Annotated in this window: 14 protein-coding genes, 1 tRNA gene, 1 other RNA gene and 1 pseudogene; 15 read left to right on the top strand and 2 right to left on the bottom strand. The window is 49.6% G+C overall.

The features are described from left to right. Positions 1-15 precede the first annotated feature (15 nt). Positions 16-285: an HPr family phosphocarrier protein gene (locus ACTHRH_RS18870; protein WP_144940643.1), complete on the top strand. Its 270-nt coding sequence runs from the start codon at positions 16-18 to the stop codon at positions 283-285. Between the two features lie 252 nt (positions 286-537). Here the strand turns inward: ACTHRH_RS18870 and clpP are convergent, their stop codons facing one another. Beyond that, the gene (clpP, locus tag ACTHRH_RS18875) at positions 538-1,119 is read right to left on the bottom strand and encodes an ATP-dependent Clp endopeptidase proteolytic subunit ClpP (RefSeq protein ID WP_144940641.1); all 582 of its coding nucleotides are present in this window, start codon (positions 1,117-1,119) and stop codon (positions 538-540) included. Between the two features lie 164 nt (positions 1,120-1,283). Beyond that, positions 1,284-1,358 (bottom strand) — tRNA-Arg (locus tag ACTHRH_RS18880). A gap of 1,188 nt (positions 1,359-2,546) precedes the next feature. Between ACTHRH_RS18880 and ACTHRH_RS18885 the strand changes: the two genes are divergently transcribed. The 14 genes and pseudogenes from ACTHRH_RS18885 to ACTHRH_RS18950 all read left to right on the top strand — a co-directional run bounded on the left by ACTHRH_RS18885 (position 2,547) and on the right by ACTHRH_RS18950 (position 18,265). Continuing rightward, entirely contained in the window at positions 2,547-3,074 is a 528-nt protein-coding gene (locus ACTHRH_RS18885; protein WP_440417006.1) for a PCYCGC motif-containing (lipo)protein, read from the top strand. A gap of 136 nt (positions 3,075-3,210) precedes the next feature. After that, positions 3,211-3,291 (top strand): annotated as a pseudogene (locus ACTHRH_RS18890) (DUF2200 family protein); the annotation flags it as partial. A gap of 234 nt (positions 3,292-3,525) precedes the next feature. Beyond that, positions 3,526-4,548, top strand: a complete 1,023-nt coding sequence (locus ACTHRH_RS18895) for a sugar-binding transcriptional regulator (RefSeq protein ID WP_144938340.1) — start codon at positions 3,526-3,528, stop codon at positions 4,546-4,548. Between the two features lie 104 nt (positions 4,549-4,652). Next, positions 4,653-5,657, top strand: a complete 1,005-nt coding sequence (gene gap / locus ACTHRH_RS18900) for a type I glyceraldehyde-3-phosphate dehydrogenase (protein WP_144938343.1) — start codon at positions 4,653-4,655, stop codon at positions 5,655-5,657. Between the two features lie 86 nt (positions 5,658-5,743). Next, entirely contained in the window at positions 5,744-6,925 is a 1,182-nt protein-coding gene (locus tag ACTHRH_RS18905) for a phosphoglycerate kinase (RefSeq protein ID WP_144938346.1), read from the top strand. Between the two features lie 25 nt (positions 6,926-6,950). Next, positions 6,951-7,703, top strand: coding sequence for a triose-phosphate isomerase (gene tpiA, locus ACTHRH_RS18910; RefSeq protein ID WP_144938349.1), 753 nt, complete (start codon positions 6,951-6,953; stop codon positions 7,701-7,703). A 3-nt stretch (positions 7,704-7,706) separates the two neighbouring features. Beyond that, positions 7,707-9,248, top strand: coding sequence for a 2,3-bisphosphoglycerate-independent phosphoglycerate mutase (gpmI, locus tag ACTHRH_RS18915; protein ID WP_144938352.1), 1,542 nt, complete (start codon positions 7,707-7,709; stop codon positions 9,246-9,248). A 133-nt stretch (positions 9,249-9,381) separates the two neighbouring features. After that, positions 9,382-10,674, top strand: coding sequence for a phosphopyruvate hydratase (gene eno / locus ACTHRH_RS18920; protein WP_440417009.1), 1,293 nt, complete (start codon positions 9,382-9,384; stop codon positions 10,672-10,674). 307 nt (positions 10,675-10,981) lie between these two features. Beyond that, entirely contained in the window at positions 10,982-11,689 is a 708-nt protein-coding gene (locus tag ACTHRH_RS18925) for a M50 family metallopeptidase (protein ID WP_150960609.1), read from the top strand. 249 nt (positions 11,690-11,938) lie between these two features. Beyond that, on the top strand, positions 11,939-12,172 hold the full coding sequence (gene secG / locus ACTHRH_RS18930) for a preprotein translocase subunit SecG (RefSeq protein WP_144938361.1): 234 nt from the start codon (positions 11,939-11,941) through the stop codon (positions 12,170-12,172). A 360-nt stretch (positions 12,173-12,532) separates the two neighbouring features. Then, entirely contained in the window at positions 12,533-14,998 is a 2,466-nt protein-coding gene (gene rnr, locus ACTHRH_RS18935) for a ribonuclease R (protein ID WP_440417012.1), read from the top strand. Between the two features lie 97 nt (positions 14,999-15,095). After that, positions 15,096-15,575, top strand: coding sequence for an SsrA-binding protein SmpB (smpB, locus tag ACTHRH_RS18940; RefSeq protein ID WP_144938367.1), 480 nt, complete (start codon positions 15,096-15,098; stop codon positions 15,573-15,575). 364 nt (positions 15,576-15,939) lie between these two features. Next, positions 15,940-16,309, top strand: a transfer-messenger RNA (tmRNA) gene (gene ssrA, locus ACTHRH_RS18945). Between the two features lie 1,005 nt (positions 16,310-17,314). Next, complete coding sequence (locus tag ACTHRH_RS18950; protein ID WP_440417014.1) at positions 17,315-18,265, top strand: hypothetical protein; 951 nt, start codon at positions 17,315-17,317, stop codon at positions 18,263-18,265. Positions 18,266-18,743 lie beyond the last annotated feature (478 nt).

Genomic DNA, 18,743 nt, shown 5'->3' on the forward strand with positions numbered 1-18,743 from the left:
AGGGGGTATTGGTTCATGACAAAGCGACCTGTTGTCGTAAAGTTGAAAACGGGCTTGCACGCAAGACCCGCCGCTTTGTTTGTACAGGAAGCCAACAAATTCTCTTCTGAAATTTATGTGGAAAAAGACGAAAAACGGGTAAACGCCAAGAGTATCATGGGAATTATGAGCTTGGCGATCAGTTCCGGTACGGAAGTAAACATAAGTGCAGAAGGCGCGGACGCGGAACAGGCTGTAAACGCTTTAGTTGCGTTGGTCAGCAAAGAAGAATTGGAGAATCAGTAATCAAGCAAAAATTGCTCTACATACAATGAAACCTTCTCCAACCGCAACTCCACTTAAAGGGAAGGCGAGTTGGGAAAGGTTTTTTTGTGCTGGCTATTATGTGAAGCCAAGGATAAACGGCAATCGCCGTCCTTAGGACGGGCGCGTTTACCAACGAAATATTAGAACAGTTATAAGGTGAAGCTTATAACTTTCTTATATGCTTGAAAAAAAACCGGTTCCCAGAGGAACCGGCATGAATGGTGCATCCTATTACAGAGATTGAATTACTTTATCGACCAGCCCGTACTCCTTGGCTTGATCGGCCCACATGAAGTAGTCGCGGTCGGTGTCCTTCTCAATCTTCTCCAGTGGCTGGCCTGTTCTGTCGGCCAAGATTTGATTAAGCTTCTCCCGCATCCGCAGAATACGCTTGGCGCGGATTTCGATATCACTGGCCTGACCTTCCGCTCCACCGAGAGGCTGGTGAATCATAATTTCACTGTTCGGCAGCGCGAAGCGCTTGCCCTTCTCCCCGGCAGCCAGCAGGAAAGCACCCATGGAGGCCGCCAGCCCTACACAAATCGTAGAGACATCGCTCTTGATAAACTGCATCGTGTCATAAATAGCCATTCCGGCAGTAATAGATCCGCCAGGGCTGTTAATATACACATGGATGTCTTTATCGGAATCTTGCGCATCCAGGAACAGAAGCTGCGCGATGACCGTATTCGCAACGGCATCGTTAATAGGTGTCCCCAAGAAAATGATCCGGTCTTTCAGCAGGCGGGAGTAGATATCATAAGCGCGTTCTCCCCTAGCATCCGGTTCAACAACCATAGGAATAAAGCTCATAGCCGTTTCCTCCCTTATTTTATCCAGATTATGATCCTTTAAGTGTAGACTAAATTTTTAACCTAAATACATAATACCTAATATTTTATCAAAGGTCAAGAAAGGTCAAACTGTGACATAAAAAAAGCACCTTGTTCAAGGTGTTTAGCTTTCAAATGATAAAATGGCGCGCCCGCGAGGAATCGAACCTCGATCTCAGGCTCCGGAGGCCTACGTCATATCCATTGGACCACGGGCGCTTATGATTTTACAATCGTAATTGACAAGCAAAAGTAATTATATGATACTGCCATAAAAAAATCAAGTGGCAAATTTTGCGCGATTAGGGGTTGCTGCTGCACAAAGTCCACTGAATGTGTAATGTACTCTCCTTGGAGATAGAGAAGCGCCTGATTAAGTGCATGCCGGGGATAGTACGACGTTGATTTTTGGGACTTGAGCAGTCTTGAGCGTGTAAGCTCTGTCAGCGACATGGGGAGCAAACTGTATTTTATGCAGTTAGTTTGAAGCGAATAGCCAAAATGAACGGAACTAACTGGAAAATATGTAGTTAGAATGGGATATTTTTGTTGATACTGCCCATTTTGCAAGTTATGTCCTTATAATTGTGTAAAAAGAAAGAGGTCACTAGAATCCCTCATGGTACAATGTTTTCAACCACGAAATACATGAGCATGAGGAGGATTTATAGTGACCCAACTACAGTTTAACTTAAACATTGATCACTTGAAAGAGTCCGCCTGACCCCGTGATACCCCCATCGTACCAGAGGCGCTCCTTTTCATTCAAAGGCTATTTCTTAGCACCAACAGGAATTTTTAGACCCTCATGCCGCTGACCGCGACACCATCAGATGATGAAAATGGATGGATTTTCAAGGTAGAATAGAGTTGAATTGCTTCAATAGTGTGAAATTTGAAAACTAAATGGATTTCATACAGTTAGATTTCTATATTCGGAAGAAATATGGAAACTAACTGGAAAACCTACAGTTAGTTTGCGCCAAAACAGCCGTTTCGCCCAAAGTTGCCCATTTTAACTGTAGTTTATCCAGTTAGTTTGATCATTTTCGCCCATTCGCTTGAATCTACCTGTACAAAATACAGTTAGACGTGCCGCTCCGCTTGCAACGATGCCTGCAGACGGTAAAATAGACGGATTTTCAAGGTAGTTTCCGTTGTTCGCTCTTGAGGAGCAAACTAGCTGTATAAATCAAGCCTTGCCGCTATCGCTTGTCCTGAATTCCTGGCGTCTTATGAGTAGAAATGCGCTATTCGGAGGGAGTCTGTAAGGATAGCAATTACTTAAATAGCTTGTTCTTATCAGAATAGGACGCAACTAGCAAAAGTGACACTACTCATTGTATAATGGATTTTGTTTGATGGACAGAGGCTGTCTTTAGACTAATTTACTAAGGAGGCGATAATATGAGAAATCGCCGGCTTGTGCGGACTCGCTGGATTTTTCCGATGGCTTTGCTGCTGCTTGCTTCCATGCTGGCAACCGCCTGCGGCGCGAAGGAGGCCAACTCGGGAGGGCACGAATCCCATAAGGTGACCCGTCTGCCGAACGGAGACCTTCAGGAAATAACGGCATCGACCGATCAACTGCCCGCCTTTCTGGATGGCAAGCATGAGGTGATTGTCCATGCGTACCAAACGGCTGCCGCGAATATGGAGCTTCTCGATTGGATTCCTTGCTACTGCGGCTGCGGAGAGGTGGCCGGACATAGCAACAATAAAAACTGCTTCATTAAGGAAGTCCGTGAAGACGGTTCGGTGGTCTGGGATGATCATGGCACCCGGTGCAACGTGTGTATTGAAATTGCGGAGGTGTCCGCCCAAATGAAGGAACAAGGAATGACGGACAAAGACATTCGTCAAGTAATCGATAAGGCCTATCAGGAAGGATACGCACAGCCGACCAAAACTTCGATGCCTTCGATGCCTGATTAATATAGAGTAGGAGAAAGTTCATTGAGATGTCTCAGTGAACTTTCTTTTTTTATATCCCGGCGATTAATGAAAGGGAGAGGGTTCCATTTTACATAAGTGGGGAGGGTGTTCGGTGGCATGGAGTTCCCTGGAATGGCCCGTTGAAATTCGTTATTTGGATAAGCTAATTGATGAGTTGGCAAAGAGAAAAGCGATGGAGAAGATTTTGCGGAAATAAAAAAATGCGACCCGGCCATGGTGCGACGGAATAGGCTTCGAAGGGCATGTGTCACTTTGTGCGGTTATTTTTTAGGGCATCCCCTTCTTGCAAATTTTATGAAAATTGGATACAATGTGTCCATAAAGTTCTTTTTTTTATGAGTATATGGGACTGAAAATGTGTATGCGGGACATTTCGCGTCCATGGTTGCCAAAGCGTGGAATCCTAAGATTGGCGGGAGTGATATAAGCCATGAGGGCCATTCTGGAAATTCAAAAGCAGTTGATGCCCGACATGATCGAAATGTTGAAAAAAAGATACACCATCCTGCATCACATTCAGGTATCTCGTCTGGTAGGCCGCCGAACGCTCGCTTCTTCCCTGAATATGACTGAGCGCGTGTTAAGGGGCGAGGTCGAGTTTCTGAAGACCCAGGGCTTGCTGGAAGTGGAAAGCTACGGCATGAGGGTTAGTGAGGCGGGCCAGAAGCTGTTGGAGCAGCTGGAGCCGATGATTAAAGAGCTGTTCGGCTTATCCGACATGGAGAAGCAGATCCGGGATGCGTTCGGATTGGAGAAGGTCATCATCGTTCCCGGTGATTCCGATCAGTCTCCTTCCACGAAGAAGGAATTGGGCCGGGCCGGGGCTTCGGCACTGCGCAAGATGGCCCAGGAAGCCGGCGTGATCGCCGTGACCGGCGGTTCCACGATGCATGAGGTAGCCAATCACCTGACTCCTACGACTCCGCTTAAGGGCAGCCTGTTCGTGCCGGCCAGGGGAGGCCTCGGGGAGAGCGTGGAGCTGCAGGCCAACACGATCGCATCTATTATGGCCAAGAAAACCGGAGGCCAGTACCGGCTGCTGCACGTTCCCGATCATCTCGGGGAGGAAGCCTATCAGTCTCTGATTCAGGACCCGAATATCCGCGAGATTATTGAGGTCATCCGGGATACCCGGATTGTCGTTCACGGAATCGGAGAAGCTATTGTTATGGCCAAGAGACGCAAGCTGGACAGGAATACGATCGATCGTCTGCTGGCGGACGGCGCTCTGGCGGAAGCATTCGGCTACTATTTCGACCGGGAAGGCCGGGTGGTGCACAAGATGCCTACCGCGGGACTCCGGCTGGAAGATTTGCAGAATACGAAGGTGATTGCTGTCGCCGGCGGCAGGAGCAAGGGCGAAAGTATAGCTTCGGTGCTCAAGTACGGCAAGGAGCATGTTCTCGTCATCGACGAGGCTGCGGCTACGGAAATGATGAATCATCTTCAGTGAAGCCAGTTTTTTGATAGAAAAAGGATAACCAAGTGATCTTGACGGGCCTTATCCGGTTCGTCTTGAGATATATATTAAGCACAAGAATGAGGAGGAAACACACCATGGTAAAAGTAGGGATTAACGGTTTTGGACGGATTGGCCGCAACGTTTTCCGCGCAGCGTTTAACAACCCGGAAGTCGAGATCGTAGCCATTAACGATTTGACAGACGTGAAGATGCTTGCTCATCTGCTCAAATATGATACCACTCATGGCAGATTCGAAGGATCTGTAGAAGCGGGAGAAGGCAGCATCATTGTTAACGGTAAAGAAGTTAAAGTATTCGCAGAGCGTGATCCGGGCAACCTGCCTTGGGGCAGCCTTGGCGTAGAAATCGTCGTTGAGTCGACGGGTATTTTCACCGCCAAAGAGAAAGCTGAAGCTCATATGAAAGGCGGAGCCAAGAAGGTTATCATCTCCGCTCCGGCTACTAACGAAGACATCACGATCGTTATGGGCGTTAACGAAGACAAGTATGATCCGGCCCAGCACAACATCATCTCCAACGCATCCTGTACGACCAACTGTCTGGCTCCTTTCGCCAAAGTATTGAACGACAAGTTCGGTATTGTCAAAGGAATGATGACGACGGTTCACTCCTACACGAACGACCAGAACGTACTGGATCTGCCGCATAAGGACGCTCGTCGTTCCCGCGCTGCCGCCGAGAACATCATTCCTTCCACTACTGGAGCAGCCAAAGCGGTTTCCCTTGTTCTGCCCGAGCTTAAGGGCAAGCTGAACGGAATGGCTTTCCGCGTACCTACTCCGAACGTATCGGTTACCGACCTTGTCGCTGAATTGAAAACGAACGTAACTGTAGACGAAGTAAACGCAGCATTGAGAGCGGCTGCCGAAGGCCCGCTGAAAGGTATCATGAACTACACGGAAGAGCCGCTTGTATCCAGCGACTTCAACGGAGATCCGGCTTCCTCCACTATCGACGCACTGTCCACTATGGTAGTTGGAGACAACATGGTTAAAGTCGTTTCCTGGTACGACAACGAGTGGGGCTATTCGAACCGCGTAGTCGATCTTGCTATTTACATCGCAGCTAAAGGCCTGTAATAAGAAGCTAACAAATTAGAGGAGAATAATCATTCTCCTCTAATTTTGAATGTAAACCGAAACGAATGTGAGAAGGAGGGACTCCCTTGAACAAGAAAAGCGTCCGTGATATAGATGTCAAAGGGAAAAGGGTTTTTGTCCGTGTAGATTTTAATGTGCCGCTCCAGAACGGTGAAATTACCGACGATACCCGGATTCGCGAAACTTTACCCACCATCCGTTATTTGATCGATAACGGCGCGAAGGTTATTCTGGCCAGCCATCTGGGCCGTCCCAAGGGACAGGTTGTCGAGGAGCTGCGTCTGACCCCGGCGGCACAGCGTCTGTCCGAGCTGTTGGGCAAGCCGGTGGCCAAAGCCGACGAGGCTATTGGCGAGAAAGTTCAAGCCATGGCAGCCGAGCTGAAGGAAGGAGACGTTCTCCTTCTGGAGAATGTCCGCTTCTATCCCGGAGAAGAGAAGAATGATCCCGAATTGGCGAAGGCGTTCGCATCGCTTGCCGATCTGTATGTGAACGACGCTTTCGGTGCCGCTCACCGGGCTCATGCTTCGACGGAAGGCATCGCGCATCATCTCCCTGCCGTATCCGGCCTGCTGATGGAGAAGGAGCTGGAGGTGCTGGGCAAGGCGCTGAACAATCCGGACCGTCCGTTTACAGCGATCATCGGAGGAGCCAAGGTTAAGGACAAAATCGATGTCATCGACAATCTGCTTAACCTCGCGGATAATCTGATTATCGGGGGCGGCTTGTCCTACACGTTCATCAAGGCTCAGGGCCATGAAATCGGCAAATCGCTGGTCGACAACGAGAAGCTAGATTTGGCTCTGGACTTTATCAAGAAGGCGAAGGAGAAGGGAGTTAATTTCCTGCTGCCGGTTGATATTGTCGTGACGGACGATTTCAGCGAGAATGCCAACACGAAGGTGGTCGGCATCGATCAAATTCCTGCGGATTGGGAAGGAATCGACATCGGACCGAAAACGCGAGAAATCTACGCCGACGTTATTAAAAAATCCAAGCTGGTCGTATGGAACGGGCCGATGGGCGTGTTCGAGATCGAGCCGTTCTCCAAAGGCACCCTCGCGGTAGGCGAAGCTTGTGCGGAGACGGAAGCTTACACCATTATCGGGGGCGGAGATTCCGCAGCGGCTGCCGAGAAGTTCAACCTGGCCGACCGGATGGATCATATCTCTACAGGCGGAGGCGCTTCTCTGGAGTTCATGGAAGGGAAAGCACTGCCGGGCGTAGTCGCTCTTAACGATAAATAATCTAGCCTGAAAGGAGCGGATGAAAATGAGAAAACCAATTATCGCCGGGAACTGGAAAATGTTCAAAACGGTCAAGGAAGCCCGCGAGTTTGCCTCTCAAGTGAAAGGCAAGGCGGAAGTGGACGGGGTAGAAGCCGTCATTTGCGCTCCCTATACCCAACTGGCCGCGCTAGTTGATGCGCTTCAGGGAACGTCGATCAAGGTTGGGGCACAGAACCTTCACTGGGAAGAAAGCGGAGCTTACACCGGGGAAATCAGCGGACCGATGCTGCAGGAGACCGGGGTGCAGTATGTCATCATCGGGCATTCCGAGCGCCGCGCTTATTTCGCTGAAACGGACGAAACCGTCAACAAGAAGGTGCATGCCGCTTTTAAATATGGCTTGACCCCGATCGTATGCGTGGGCGAGAAGCTGGAGGAAAGAGAAGCCGGCCGCACGAAGGAAGTATGCAAGACTCAAACGGCCGGAGCTTTGCAAGGCCTGACTGCCGAGCAGGCTGCTCAGGTAGTCATTGCCTATGAGCCTATTTGGGCGATCGGTACGGGCAAATCGTCCACGGCGGAAGACGCCAATGACGTCATCAGCTACATTCGCCAGTTGGTTCAGGAGCAATTCGATGCGGCAACGGCGGAAGCGATCCGCATTCAATACGGCGGAAGCGTGAAGCCGGGGAACATCCGCGAGTATATGCAGATGTCCGATATTGACGGAGCTCTCGTGGGCGGAGCCAGCCTGGAGCCGGATTCCTACATCCAACTAGTGGAAGGAGCTCGATAAGCGATGTCCAGACCGAAACCGTTGGCGCTTATTATTCTGGATGGATTCGGCCTTCGCGAAGAGGTCCAGGGCAATGCTGTCGCTCAAGCCAACAAGCCTAATTACGACCGTTACTGGCAGCAATATCCTCACACGACTCTGACCGCATGCGGAGAGGCCGTCGGACTGCCGGAAGGGCAGATGGGCAACTCCGAGGTAGGCCATCTGAACATCGGTGCCGGCCGGATCGTCTATCAGGACCTGACCCGCATCTCGAAGTCGATTCGTGAAGGGGAGTTCTACAGCAACGAGGTGCTGCAGGAGGCTATCCTTCACGCGAAGCAGAACAACAAGAAGGTTCATCTGTACGGCTTGCTATCGGATGGCGGCGTACATAGCCATATTGATCATTTGTATGCCTTGCTGGAGCTGTGCAAGAAGGAAGGCGTTCAGGATGTTTATATTCATGCGTTCCTGGACGGCCGGGATGTGGCACCGGATAGCGCCAAGACCTATATGGAGCAATTGTTGAGCAAGATCGAGGAAATCGGAGTCGGCCGGGTTGCTACCGTTCAGGGCAGATACTATGCCATGGACCGTGACAAGCGCTGGGACCGGGTAGAGAAATCGTACCGCGCCATGGTATACGGCGAAGGCCCGAAATTCCGCGATCCGATCGAAGCGATCGTGCAATCCTATGAGCAATCCGTCTATGACGAGTTCGTCCTGCCGACGGTTATCGTTGATGAGAACGGCGAACCGGCGGGCCGGGTGGAGTCGGAGGATTCCGTCATTTTCTTCAACTTCCGTCCGGACCGTGCGATTCAGCTGTCCCAGGTATTCACGAACAGTGATTTCCGTTCCTTCGACCGCGGAGAGCATTTCCCAACCAATCTGCACTTCGTCTGTATGACGCTGTTCAGTGAAACGGTTGGAGGATTCGTCGCCTACAAGCCGAAGGATCTGGATAATACGCTCGGAGAAGTGCTCGCGCAGAACGGCCTGACCCAGCTGAGGACCGCCGAGACGGAAAAATATCCGCACGTCACCTTCTTCTTCAGCGGCGGCCGGGATGTAGAGCTGCCGGGTGAAACGAGAGTTCTGATCGACTCTCCGAAAGTGGCCACCTACGATTTGAAGCCGGAGATGAGCGCTTACGAATTGACCGAATCGACCCTCCGCGAGATTGAGTCCGGCAAGCATGATGTCATTATTCTCAATTTCGCCAATCCGGATATGGTAGGCCATTCCGGTCTGGTGGAGCCGACCGTTCGTGCGGTCGAAGCGGTGGATGAGTGCCTCGGCAAGCTCGTGGAGGCCATCCTGGCCAAAGGCGGAACGGCCGTCATCACAGCCGACCACGGCAACGCGGATATTGTCCGCGATGAGCAGGACCGTCCGTTTACGGCCCATACGACCAATCCTGTGCCTTTTATCGTGACGGACAACAACGTTTCCCTCAGGGAAGGCGGGATTCTGGCCGATATCGCCCCGACAATGCTGAGCTTGCTCAATCTGGAGCAGCCTGAGCAGATGACCGGCCAAACTCTGATCGTGAGTAAGTAATTTCGTCCGGGCGAAGCTAACACAGGAAATCGAACGAAGATGATGTTCGGCCTGGTTAGAGTCCCCGCATATGGACGAGTGTCTTAATCTGATGATATGATCGGATAGAATATGACAAAGGAGAGCTGACGAAATGACTATTATTGCAGATGTATACGCCCGCGAAGTGTTGGATTCCCGCGGAAATCCGACCGTAGAAGTGGAAGTTGCTTTGGAATCCGGAGCCAGGGGGCGCGCGATCGTTCCTTCGGGAGCTTCTACCGGAGCTTATGAAGCGGTAGAGCTTCGCGACGGTGACAAGTCCCGTTATTTGGGCAAAGGGGTTCAAAAAGCGGTCGATAACGTAAATTCAATCATCGCTCCGGAAATTATCGGTCTGGATGCTATTGACCAAGTCGCTATCGACAAGAAAATGATCGAGCTGGACGGCACCCCGAACAAAGCGAAGCTGGGAGCCAACGCCATTCTGGCCGTTTCGATGGCGGTTGCCCGTGCGGCTGCGGAAGCGCTGGATGTTCCTCTGTACACCTATCTTGGCGGCTTCAACGCTAAGACCTTGCCTGTTCCGATGATGAACATTCTGAACGGCGGAGCCCATGCAGACAACAACGTGGACGTGCAGGAATTCATGGTTCTTCCGGTCGGTGCTCCTTCCTTCAAGGAAGCTCTGCGGATCGGAACGGAAATTTTCCACAGCTTGAAGTCCGTACTCAAGGAAAAAGGGTTGAACACCGCTGTCGGTGACGAAGGCGGCTTCGCTCCTAACCTGGCTTCCAACGAAGAAGCGATTACGACGATTATTTCCGCTATCGAGCGTGCAGGCTATAAGCCGGGAGTAGACGTATTCCTCGGAATGGACGTTGCTTCCACCGAATTCTTCAAGGATGGCAAGTATCATCTGGAGGGCGAAGGCAAATCCTTCACTTCCGCAGAGTTCGTTGATTTCCTTGCTTCCTGGGTAGAAAAATATCCGATCACCACGATCGAAGACGGCTGCGCAGAGGACGATTGGGATGGCTGGAAGCTGCTGACCGACAAACTGGGAGGCAAAGTTCAGCTCGTCGGAGACGATCTGTTCGTTACGAACACGAGCCGTCTGTCCGATGGAATCGAGAAGGGCGTAGGCAACTCGATCCTGGTTAAAGTAAACCAAATCGGTACGCTGACCGAGACCTTCGATGCTATCGAAATGGCGAAGCGCGCCGGCTACACGGCCGTTATCTCCCACCGTTCCGGGGAAAGCGAAGACAGCACGATTGCCGATATCGCCGTAGCTACCAATGCCGGCCAAATCAAGACCGGTGCACCTTCCCGTACGGACCGCGTGGCGAAGTACAACCAATTGCTCCGCATCGAGGACCAACTGGGCAGCGTCAGCCAATATGGCGGCAAGCAAGCATTTTACAACCTGAAGAACTTTAAATAATACGTCTGCTTGAAGATGAGGGGATGCCCCAGCTTTAAGGGCGAAACAAACGGGCTATGCTGAGATCATTCAGCATAGCCTAACTTATAGATTGGGATTATTATGAGGCCAATCGAAAATAGGACGCTGAAACTTAACGTCCGGAGGAACGTAATATAACAAGGACCGGAAGTGTGGCTCGGAAGAGTCGCGGTTAACCTAAAGCTTGATACTAAGGAAGATTCATTGGCAACCATATTTACCGTGCAAGGTTAAGTAGTAAGGTGGTAATTCATCATTAGACCGAAAAAATACTGGAGGGGATCGGATGGGAAGATGGCTGGTAACGATACTTTTTTTGATAGTGAGCGCCTTTTTGACCCAATGGATTCCCTTCTCATCCTTCTTCCGCAATTTGAATACGTTGATTCACGAGTTCGGGCACGCCCTGACGACATTGGTTCTGTCCGGCAAGGTGCTGTATATTGAGCTGTATTCCGACCACAGCGGAGTAACCCGGTCGGCGGTCAAGGATTCCTGGGCCTTCATTCCCGTCGCTTTAGCCGGATATACGACTTCTTCGTTGTTTGCCTGGTTTATGTTCTCCCTGGACGCCAAGGGCAAGCAGAAGCTCGCATTGTCGATCATAACCGGCATTGCCGTACTGAGTCTGATCCTGTTCGTTCGCAACTCGTTCGGAATGCTGTGGCTCGCCGGATTTATCGCGCTGACCGTCGTCGTCCTGCTGGTGGGGGGCCGGAAGCTTGGCCGCTTCTATTATTTGCTCATTTCCTTCCTGATGCTGGAGGATTCTGTATTCGGCTCGTTCTCCTTGATTCTGTACGCCTGGGAGGATTCGATGAGTGCGGGAGATGCCACTCTGCTGAGCCAACATACGCCGCTTCCGGCGATCGTGTGGGCAGGATTTTTCACCGTATTCTCCTTATGGTGCGCAGTCAAAGCTCTGATGACCTTCATCCGGCCCAAGAATGCACCCAAACCGGTTACAGCATCTAACGAGAGCCAGTTGTTCTAGGGGAGAATGCCTGCAAATGCCGCCGACTTCTTCAAGCAAAACCATGAATGCTTAAGGCCTTCAAAGGTTAGAATGGTTTACCATTAATGACATGGAATGTTTTGGGATTAGGACAAACATTAATTGTATTTTGGGCCGGCGTATGTTAAAATAAGTTTGCTGTGTCGGTTTCGGCTTTATTTCTCATGGAGAAACAAATCAACGCTGACGGACGATGCTGCACTGGAACTTGTCTTAGGAGGTGGAATTATGGTTGTTGCATTGAAAATCATCTTGATTATCTTTTCGCTAGGCTTGATTGCCGTTGTGCTCCTTCAAAAAGGGAAAAGCGCAGGCTTGTCAGGTGCCATCTCCGGGGGTGCGGAACATCTGTTCGGTAAGCAGAAAGCTCGCGGGCTGGATCTTCTCTTGTCCCGGTTGACGGCTGTTTTGGCTGCGGGCTTTATCATTGTTGCTTTGTTGATCGGTTATTTCGTAAAATAAAGAGCGAATTCGAATGCAGCAGGAGTTTTCCTGCTGTTTTTGTATTTCTGAGGCTTTGATCCGAATACATAACCCGGTGTGAACGGAAATTCCCTTCAGGGAATATTATAAAACGCTAATATGTTGGCGATAAGATGGACATTCCATTAGCGGAGGATGAAAGGGCGCTTGTGGACGAGTTTACGGTATGGCCAACGTCTCTGAATGCTTCGCTCGCCAGTAATTGACTCACGCAGAAGTTTTTTTCGCCCTTTAACGGATTTCATGTGCGTAAGGGGGATTAGTCCCTGTTCTTTGGGTAAATACTTTGAAGTAGGAAGCCATAAACCGGGACTTTATAAATGACTAAAGGAGATGCTAATGATAACGGAAGAAGAAATACTGAAGCTGCTGAATGATCCGGACTATCGTCCGATGACTTATCGCGAATTGGAGCAGCATTTTGAAATTAGCGATTCGCAAGATTATAAACAATTTCTGAAAATGTTAAACCGGATGGAGGAGGAAGGGACGGTATACCGGACCCGCAACGAGCGGTACGCCCTGCCGGATCGCCTGAATTTGATCAAGGGCCGGCTGCAGGCGCATCCCAAAGGATTCGGCTTCCTGATTCCGGAAGACAAAGATCTGGCCGATGTATACATTCATGCCAACGACATGGGCGGAGCCATGAATGGAGATACCGTTCTCGTCCGAATTTCCGTGAAGGGTCCGGCGGGAGGAAGGCTCGAGGGCGAAGTGATCAAAATCGTTCACCGGGCTACCACCCAGGTGGTCGGAGTTTTTGAGGATCACGACAGCTTTGCTTTCGTCATTCCGGATGACAAGCGGATTTCCCGGGATATTTTCGTGGCGAAGGAAGGATATATGGGCGCGGTCCACGGCCAGAAGGTGGTAGCCCGAATTATCAGCTACCCGGAAGGAAGGGCGGCTGCCCAAGGGGAAGTCATTGAAATTCTCGGACATAAGAATGACCCCGGTGTGGACATTTTATCGATTATTCGCAAATTCCAGCTTCCGGAGCAGTTCAGCGACGAAGTGATGGCGGAAGCCCAGGCGGTGCCCGATACGATCAGCGAAGAGGAACTGCGCGGACGGCGGGACCTGAGGAACAAGCGGATCGTGACGATCGACGGCGAAGACGCGAAGGATCTGGACGATGCGGTCAATGTGGAACGGCTTCCTAACGGAAATTATTTGTTGGGCGTGCATATCGCCGATGTCAGCTATTATGTGAAGGAAAATTCCGCTCTCGACCGGGAAGCGTACAATCGGGGCTGCAGCGTGTATCTGGTGGACCGGGTCATCCCGATGCTGCCGCACAGGCTGTCCAATGGAATCTGCAGCTTGAACCCGCAGGTGGACCGTCTAACGATGTCTTGCGAGATGGAAATCGACTCCAAGGGGAAAGTCGTTAACCATGACATCTTTACCAGTGTCATCCGGACTACGGAGAGAATGACTTATAACAATGTGCGCAAAATTTTGACCGGTGAAGAGCCCGAGCTGCTGGAACGGTTCAAAGATCTGGTCGACGATTTCAAGCTGATGGAAGAGCTGGCGCTTAAGCTCAGAGCTTACCGCATGCAGCGGGGAGCCATCGATTTCGACTTTCAGGAATCGAAGATCATTGTCGATGAGAACGGCAAGCCTCTGGATATTGTCAAAAGGGAGCGGACGATTGCCGAGCAAATCATCGAGGAGTTCATGCTGAAAGCGAATGAGACGGTGTCGGAGCATTTTCATTGGTTGAAGGTGCCGTTTCTGTACCGGATTCACGAAGACCCGGATTCGGAAAAATTGATGCATTTTATGGGTTTTGTTACAAATTTTGGGTATACCGTCAAGGGCAAGGGGAATACGGTCCATCCCCGGGCGCTGCAAACTCTGCTGGAGGAAATCAAGGGAAAGAAGGAGGAGACGGTCATCAGCACCGTGCTGCTCCGGTCGATGAAGCAGGCCCGGTATGACGCCGAGAGCCTGGGGCACTTCGGCTTGTCGGCGGAGTTCTATTCCCACTTTACTTCTCCGATCCGCCGTTATCCGGACCTGATTATCCACCGCATCATTCGCGAGGTGCTGGAGCAGGGGAATTTGTCGGAGAAGCGGACGGAATATTTGGCCTCCCGCATGGAGGACATCGCTCGTCAGTCTTCGGAACGTGAGAGATTAGCGGTCGAGGCGGAGCGGGAAACCGATGCGCTGAAGAAGGCCGAGTATATGCTCGATAAAGTCGGAGAAGAGTTCACCGGCATCATCAGCAGCGTCACCAACTTCGGAATGTTCGTCGAGCTGGAGAATACGGTGGAGGGGCTGATCCGCCTGAGCGATCTCGCTGATGATTATTATCACTATCACGAGATGCAGCATCTGTTGATCGGAGAGCGGACCTCGAGAATTTACCGCATCGGGGATGAGGTGAAGGTGAGGGTAGCTCGCGTCAATCTCGACGAGCATACGATCGACTTCGAGCTCGTCGAAGCGATAGCCCGCAGCTCGAAGGGAGAGGCCCGCGAGCTGATCGGCGCCGCCAAGCGCGGCCGGAACGGCGGCTCTCCCGCCGCCCGCTCCAAGAAGGGAGCGGAAGGCGCAGGCCGCCGAAGCGCCAAGCGCCAAGCGGCCGGCGAAGCCTTGGTCCCCGCTCCGGGGGAGGGGGACCAAGGTGCCGCCGCAGCGGGCCGCGCGGGAGCCGCGCGCAAGAGCCGCGCCGCAGGCGTCTTCGTCCCCGGCCGGGAGGGCGGGGATGAAGGGGCCGCGAAGAGGCGGAAGCGCAAGGCGGCGGCGCCGTTCTACGCCGGCGTGAAGAAGCGGCGGCGGAAGAAGTGAAAGATCGGATATAACGAAAAACTCCCGGGGAGATCCCTTGATTTATGCCCCGGGAGTTGGTACAATTAGCTCCTAGTTAGATGAAGGAGTGATTGTTATGGGCAAGAATAGCGAGAGCAAGACGCTCGCCCAGAACAAGAAGGCTTCCCATGATTACTTTATCGAGGAAACTTACGAATGCGGCCTGGTGCTTACCGGCACAGAGATCAAATCTCTGCGCGGGGGCAGAGCCAACATTAGTGACAGCTTCGCTACGATTCGTAATGGAGAAGCATTTGTGCACAATATGCATATAAGCCCATTCGAACAGGGAAACCGGTTCAATCCGACCGATCCTACAAGGGCCCGGAAGCTGCTTCTTAAGCGAGCCGAGATCAACAAGCTGATCGGCGCGGTTAAGCAGGAAGGATATACGCTCGTTCCCTTGAAGGTCTACGTGCGCAATGGCTATGCCAAGCTGCTAATCGGACTGGGCAAAGGGAAGAAGCAGTACGACAAGCGTCAATCTGCCGCTAAACGCGACGCCAATCGCGACATTCAACGAGCGCTGCGGGAGAAGCAGAAGGTTGCTCGTTAAGTAGTTCCCAGGCAATTTGTGGTTGTGTTGGGACCGCTGTTATCTCGTGGGTTTGTGTAAGGTTGTCCCGTTAAGACCTTATCTCTCATATTCCCGTTTACTGGATGCGTGAGGTGTCAATCAGCACTTATGATTAATGCTTAATAGATATGCTGTCTCGCCGGAGTTCTCTAATGGTTTAGCAAAGCCAGAGATCTCCTTGCTTTCCATGAAACGCCCATGCAGATGAGGGTGGTTTATGGTATACTAAAGGTATCAGTCCGTTCTTGGAACGGCTTATTATAGGCTCATGATCTCGATGATGCAGACGTTCCGGGAGTAGTGATTCCGAACGTTGAACCATCGATCCTATCGGCCTTATTACGGGGGCGTTTATGGATTCGACGGGGGTAGTTCGAGCATGGGTAGCGGGTAGTGGGGCTCGCGTCCACTATAAAACGCGTAAGCCAAATTTAAACGGCAAAACTAACAATCAACCTGTAGCTCTGGCTGCCTAATAAGCAGTCGCTACGCTCCTACTCTGCATCGCCCATGTGCCGGGCTAGGGGCTCAACTATAGTGGGATACGCCGCTTAGTCTCCGCCTGGGGCTAACGGAAGAAGACAATCAGGCTGACCTTAAGAGAACCCAGTTGCAGGGGGCCTCCTAGGGTGACATCAAATCTGCAACTACACCCGTAGAAGCCTGTGTGGCGTTATCTTCGGACAGGGGTTCAACTCCCCTCGCCTCCATAATGTGAAAGGGACATCTCGATAGAGGTGTCCCTTTCACATTATGAGAGAGGCGAGAGGTCGAACCTGACGTTGTCCGAAGAGGACAGGGGTTCGTCCCGCGCGCAGGGAGCGGTTGGGTGAGCTTCGGGGATAAGGCATCAAGCGGACGAGCACGGCATCGATTCTACATTAAATGCATTGCGTCGTCGAGGATATCGTTACTTCCCTTGCATCCATCAATACAAAAAAGCGACCGAGATAGGTCGCTTTTTTGTATTTCAAAATGTAAATAATACTGCTATTTTTTCAATCCGCAGATTCCTCTGACGCATTAAGACTAACATATTATTTAATTAACTTCAATAGTAGTATTATTTATCGTTTACAAGTGATTACTAATAAAGTATAATTAATTTGGAAAAATTTGATAGATGTGAGTTGGGTTAATGATCTCAAGCTAATAAGGTTTTCTTAATCACCATATCAGATAGAAAGAATCTATGCGAGAGTCCCCTAAGTACAACGAATAGGAGTAAACTCAGATGCTTGGGTTACATGAGGATACAAAGGCCTTCAGTGTTCTCATACTAGAAAAATTAAATGGGATAAAATAAAATTGCGTAGTATTCGTCTATCCGCAAAGTATTGGTTGATAATTATGAATGTATTTTTGGATTACATTAGTTCTACCTATTCCGTTTCAACAATTCTGAAAGAACAAAAGAGTCTAGATAAAACGGATTTACAACTATGCCTTCAAGGAAAGGAACGAAGTGATGAGGTTTATTAGTGAAGAAGATATTTTGAATCTTATTTTCCCCATGTGAAAAATAAAAAAGTTCCTAGAATAAAGGAATGAGGCTGGAGGGGGGATATGGAGGAAAGATCCCGTTAGCTGGAGTTAGCGAGCTGTTGTGATTGGCGTCAGTGTTTAGTGTATGCTTTCAAGAATACAGTGAATGAGTTAATAGAAGGTATCAGAGATGACTTGAACTCAAAAAAATTAAGCCAGGTGGTATATATGGTATGTGGGTTATTGAAGAAGATGATAGAAAGTGGCCTACAAAAGTAGAGTATAGAGGAAAGCCACTATTAGATTTCTTTCCATACAGCGATGACTTGATTGACGTTAGTTGCAATGAACAAAATGAATTTTATGAGCTTGTTAATTCTAACTTTCCATCCAATATTCGAATAGATATTAAAACAGAAGATTTGGGGCGTAATTCAATATGTTGGCTTGTGTCAGTGTATCAAGTTAATGACGAAAAATACATTCGGTTAATATGTGATTTACCAAAGGAGTATTGGAAAAGCCAATGGAACCCATCACTTGTTATTAAGACAATGGCTGAAAACCCACTGTATGGTGATTTAAAGGTTGAAGAGGCTGATTATGATTCAAGTGAAGATCCTTTTATTGTTTATAATAGAAAAACCACCTCAAATATAACTATTGAACAACAAATAAATTCTTCATTAGAAGATGTTAATTCGTCTGCATACTTTGCAGAATCTCTGCTGGGTAAGCCTATTTGGGATAAGGAATATGAATCTAACGAATTAGTTTTTAGTGATAGAATTGTTTTTCCCTTATTAAGAAGAATGGGTTACATCGACATCAGGAAAAATCATGGCCGAAAGGAATTTGGAAAGGATTTTACCTTTTCAGAAATATCGCCGCTTAATATTGCAATTCATCATGCAGTTCAAGTTAAAGCTGGCAACATAAGTGGAAAAGTTAATTCTCAAATAGATGAAATAATTAATCAACTTGATGATTCTTTTATGATACCATACAGAATTCCAGGATCAGAGGAAGAGAGATATATAAGTTGCTTTTATGTTGTAATAAGTGGCTTATTCACTGAAAATGCTAAAGAAAAGATCCTTCATAAAATACCCAAGAGTTTAAAGGGATCAGTTTATTTTATAGATAAGTTTAAAATATTAGAGTTGGTTGACAAGTATTTTTAAGTAGTCTCTAAGCTTACCTTCTCAATAAAATTGTACTAGACAATTGATGAATAGAATAATCCTTATTCCACATTGATTTTCCAGACTGACCCGAAGGGAATCAGGTGATAGTCCGTAGGGTGACATCAAAACTGCGACTACACCCGTAGAAGCCTGTGTGGCGTTATCTTCGGACAGGGGTTCGACTCCCCTCGCCTCCATAACACAGCAAAAGACACCCGAAGAGGGTGTTTTTTGTTGTGCGTGGAGGGGGAGGCAGAACCCCGCGGGTCGTCCGCGCGCAGGGAGCGGTTGAGTGATCTTCGGAGTAAAGGCATCAAGCGGACGAGCACGGCATCTAACATTACCGATAAGGTTGTCTTCGACAGGATCTGCTTCGAGAGCAGGTTCAATAAGGATGTTAGATACTCCCCTCGCCTCCACCATGAAAACCCAGTCCGCATGAGGGCTGGGCTTTGCTATGTCTTGAAATTGTAGT

Origin of the sequence: Paenibacillus sp. SAFN-117 (assembly GCF_051966115.1) — a bacterium.
Taxonomy (GTDB): Bacteria; Bacillota; Bacilli; order Paenibacillales; family NBRC-103111; genus Paenibacillus_L; species Paenibacillus_L residui.

Bases quoted from the DNA above. Each gene is read 5' to 3' on its own strand.
- ACTHRH_RS18885 (WP_440417006.1), top strand. From the start codon at position 2,547: ATGAGAAATCGCCGGCTTGTGCGGACTCGCTGGATTTTTCCGATGGCT.
- gpmI (WP_144938352.1), top strand. From the start codon at position 7,707: ATGTCCAGACCGAAACCGTTGGCGCTTATTATTCTGGATGGATTCGGC.
- secG (WP_144938361.1), top strand. From the start codon at position 11,939: ATGGTTGTTGCATTGAAAATCATCTTGATTATCTTTTCGCTAGGCTTG.
- gap (WP_144938343.1), top strand. From the start codon at position 4,653: ATGGTAAAAGTAGGGATTAACGGTTTTGGACGGATTGGCCGCAACGTT.
- ACTHRH_RS18950 (WP_440417014.1), top strand. From the start codon at position 17,315: ATGTGGGTTATTGAAGAAGATGATAGAAAGTGGCCTACAAAAGTAGAG.
- ACTHRH_RS18895 (WP_144938340.1), top strand. From the start codon at position 3,526: ATGAGGGCCATTCTGGAAATTCAAAAGCAGTTGATGCCCGACATGATC.
- rnr (WP_440417012.1), top strand. From the start codon at position 12,533: ATGATAACGGAAGAAGAAATACTGAAGCTGCTGAATGATCCGGACTAT.
- tpiA (WP_144938349.1), top strand. From the start codon at position 6,951: ATGAGAAAACCAATTATCGCCGGGAACTGGAAAATGTTCAAAACGGTC.
- eno (WP_440417009.1), top strand. From the start codon at position 9,382: ATGACTATTATTGCAGATGTATACGCCCGCGAAGTGTTGGATTCCCGC.
- smpB (WP_144938367.1), top strand. From the start codon at position 15,096: ATGGGCAAGAATAGCGAGAGCAAGACGCTCGCCCAGAACAAGAAGGCT.
- ACTHRH_RS18925 (WP_150960609.1), top strand. From the start codon at position 10,982: ATGGGAAGATGGCTGGTAACGATACTTTTTTTGATAGTGAGCGCCTTT.
- clpP (WP_144940641.1), bottom strand. From the start codon at position 1,119: ATGAGCTTTATTCCTATGGTTGTTGAACCGGATGCTAGGGGAGAACGC.
- ACTHRH_RS18870 (WP_144940643.1), top strand. From the start codon at position 16: ATGACAAAGCGACCTGTTGTCGTAAAGTTGAAAACGGGCTTGCACGCA.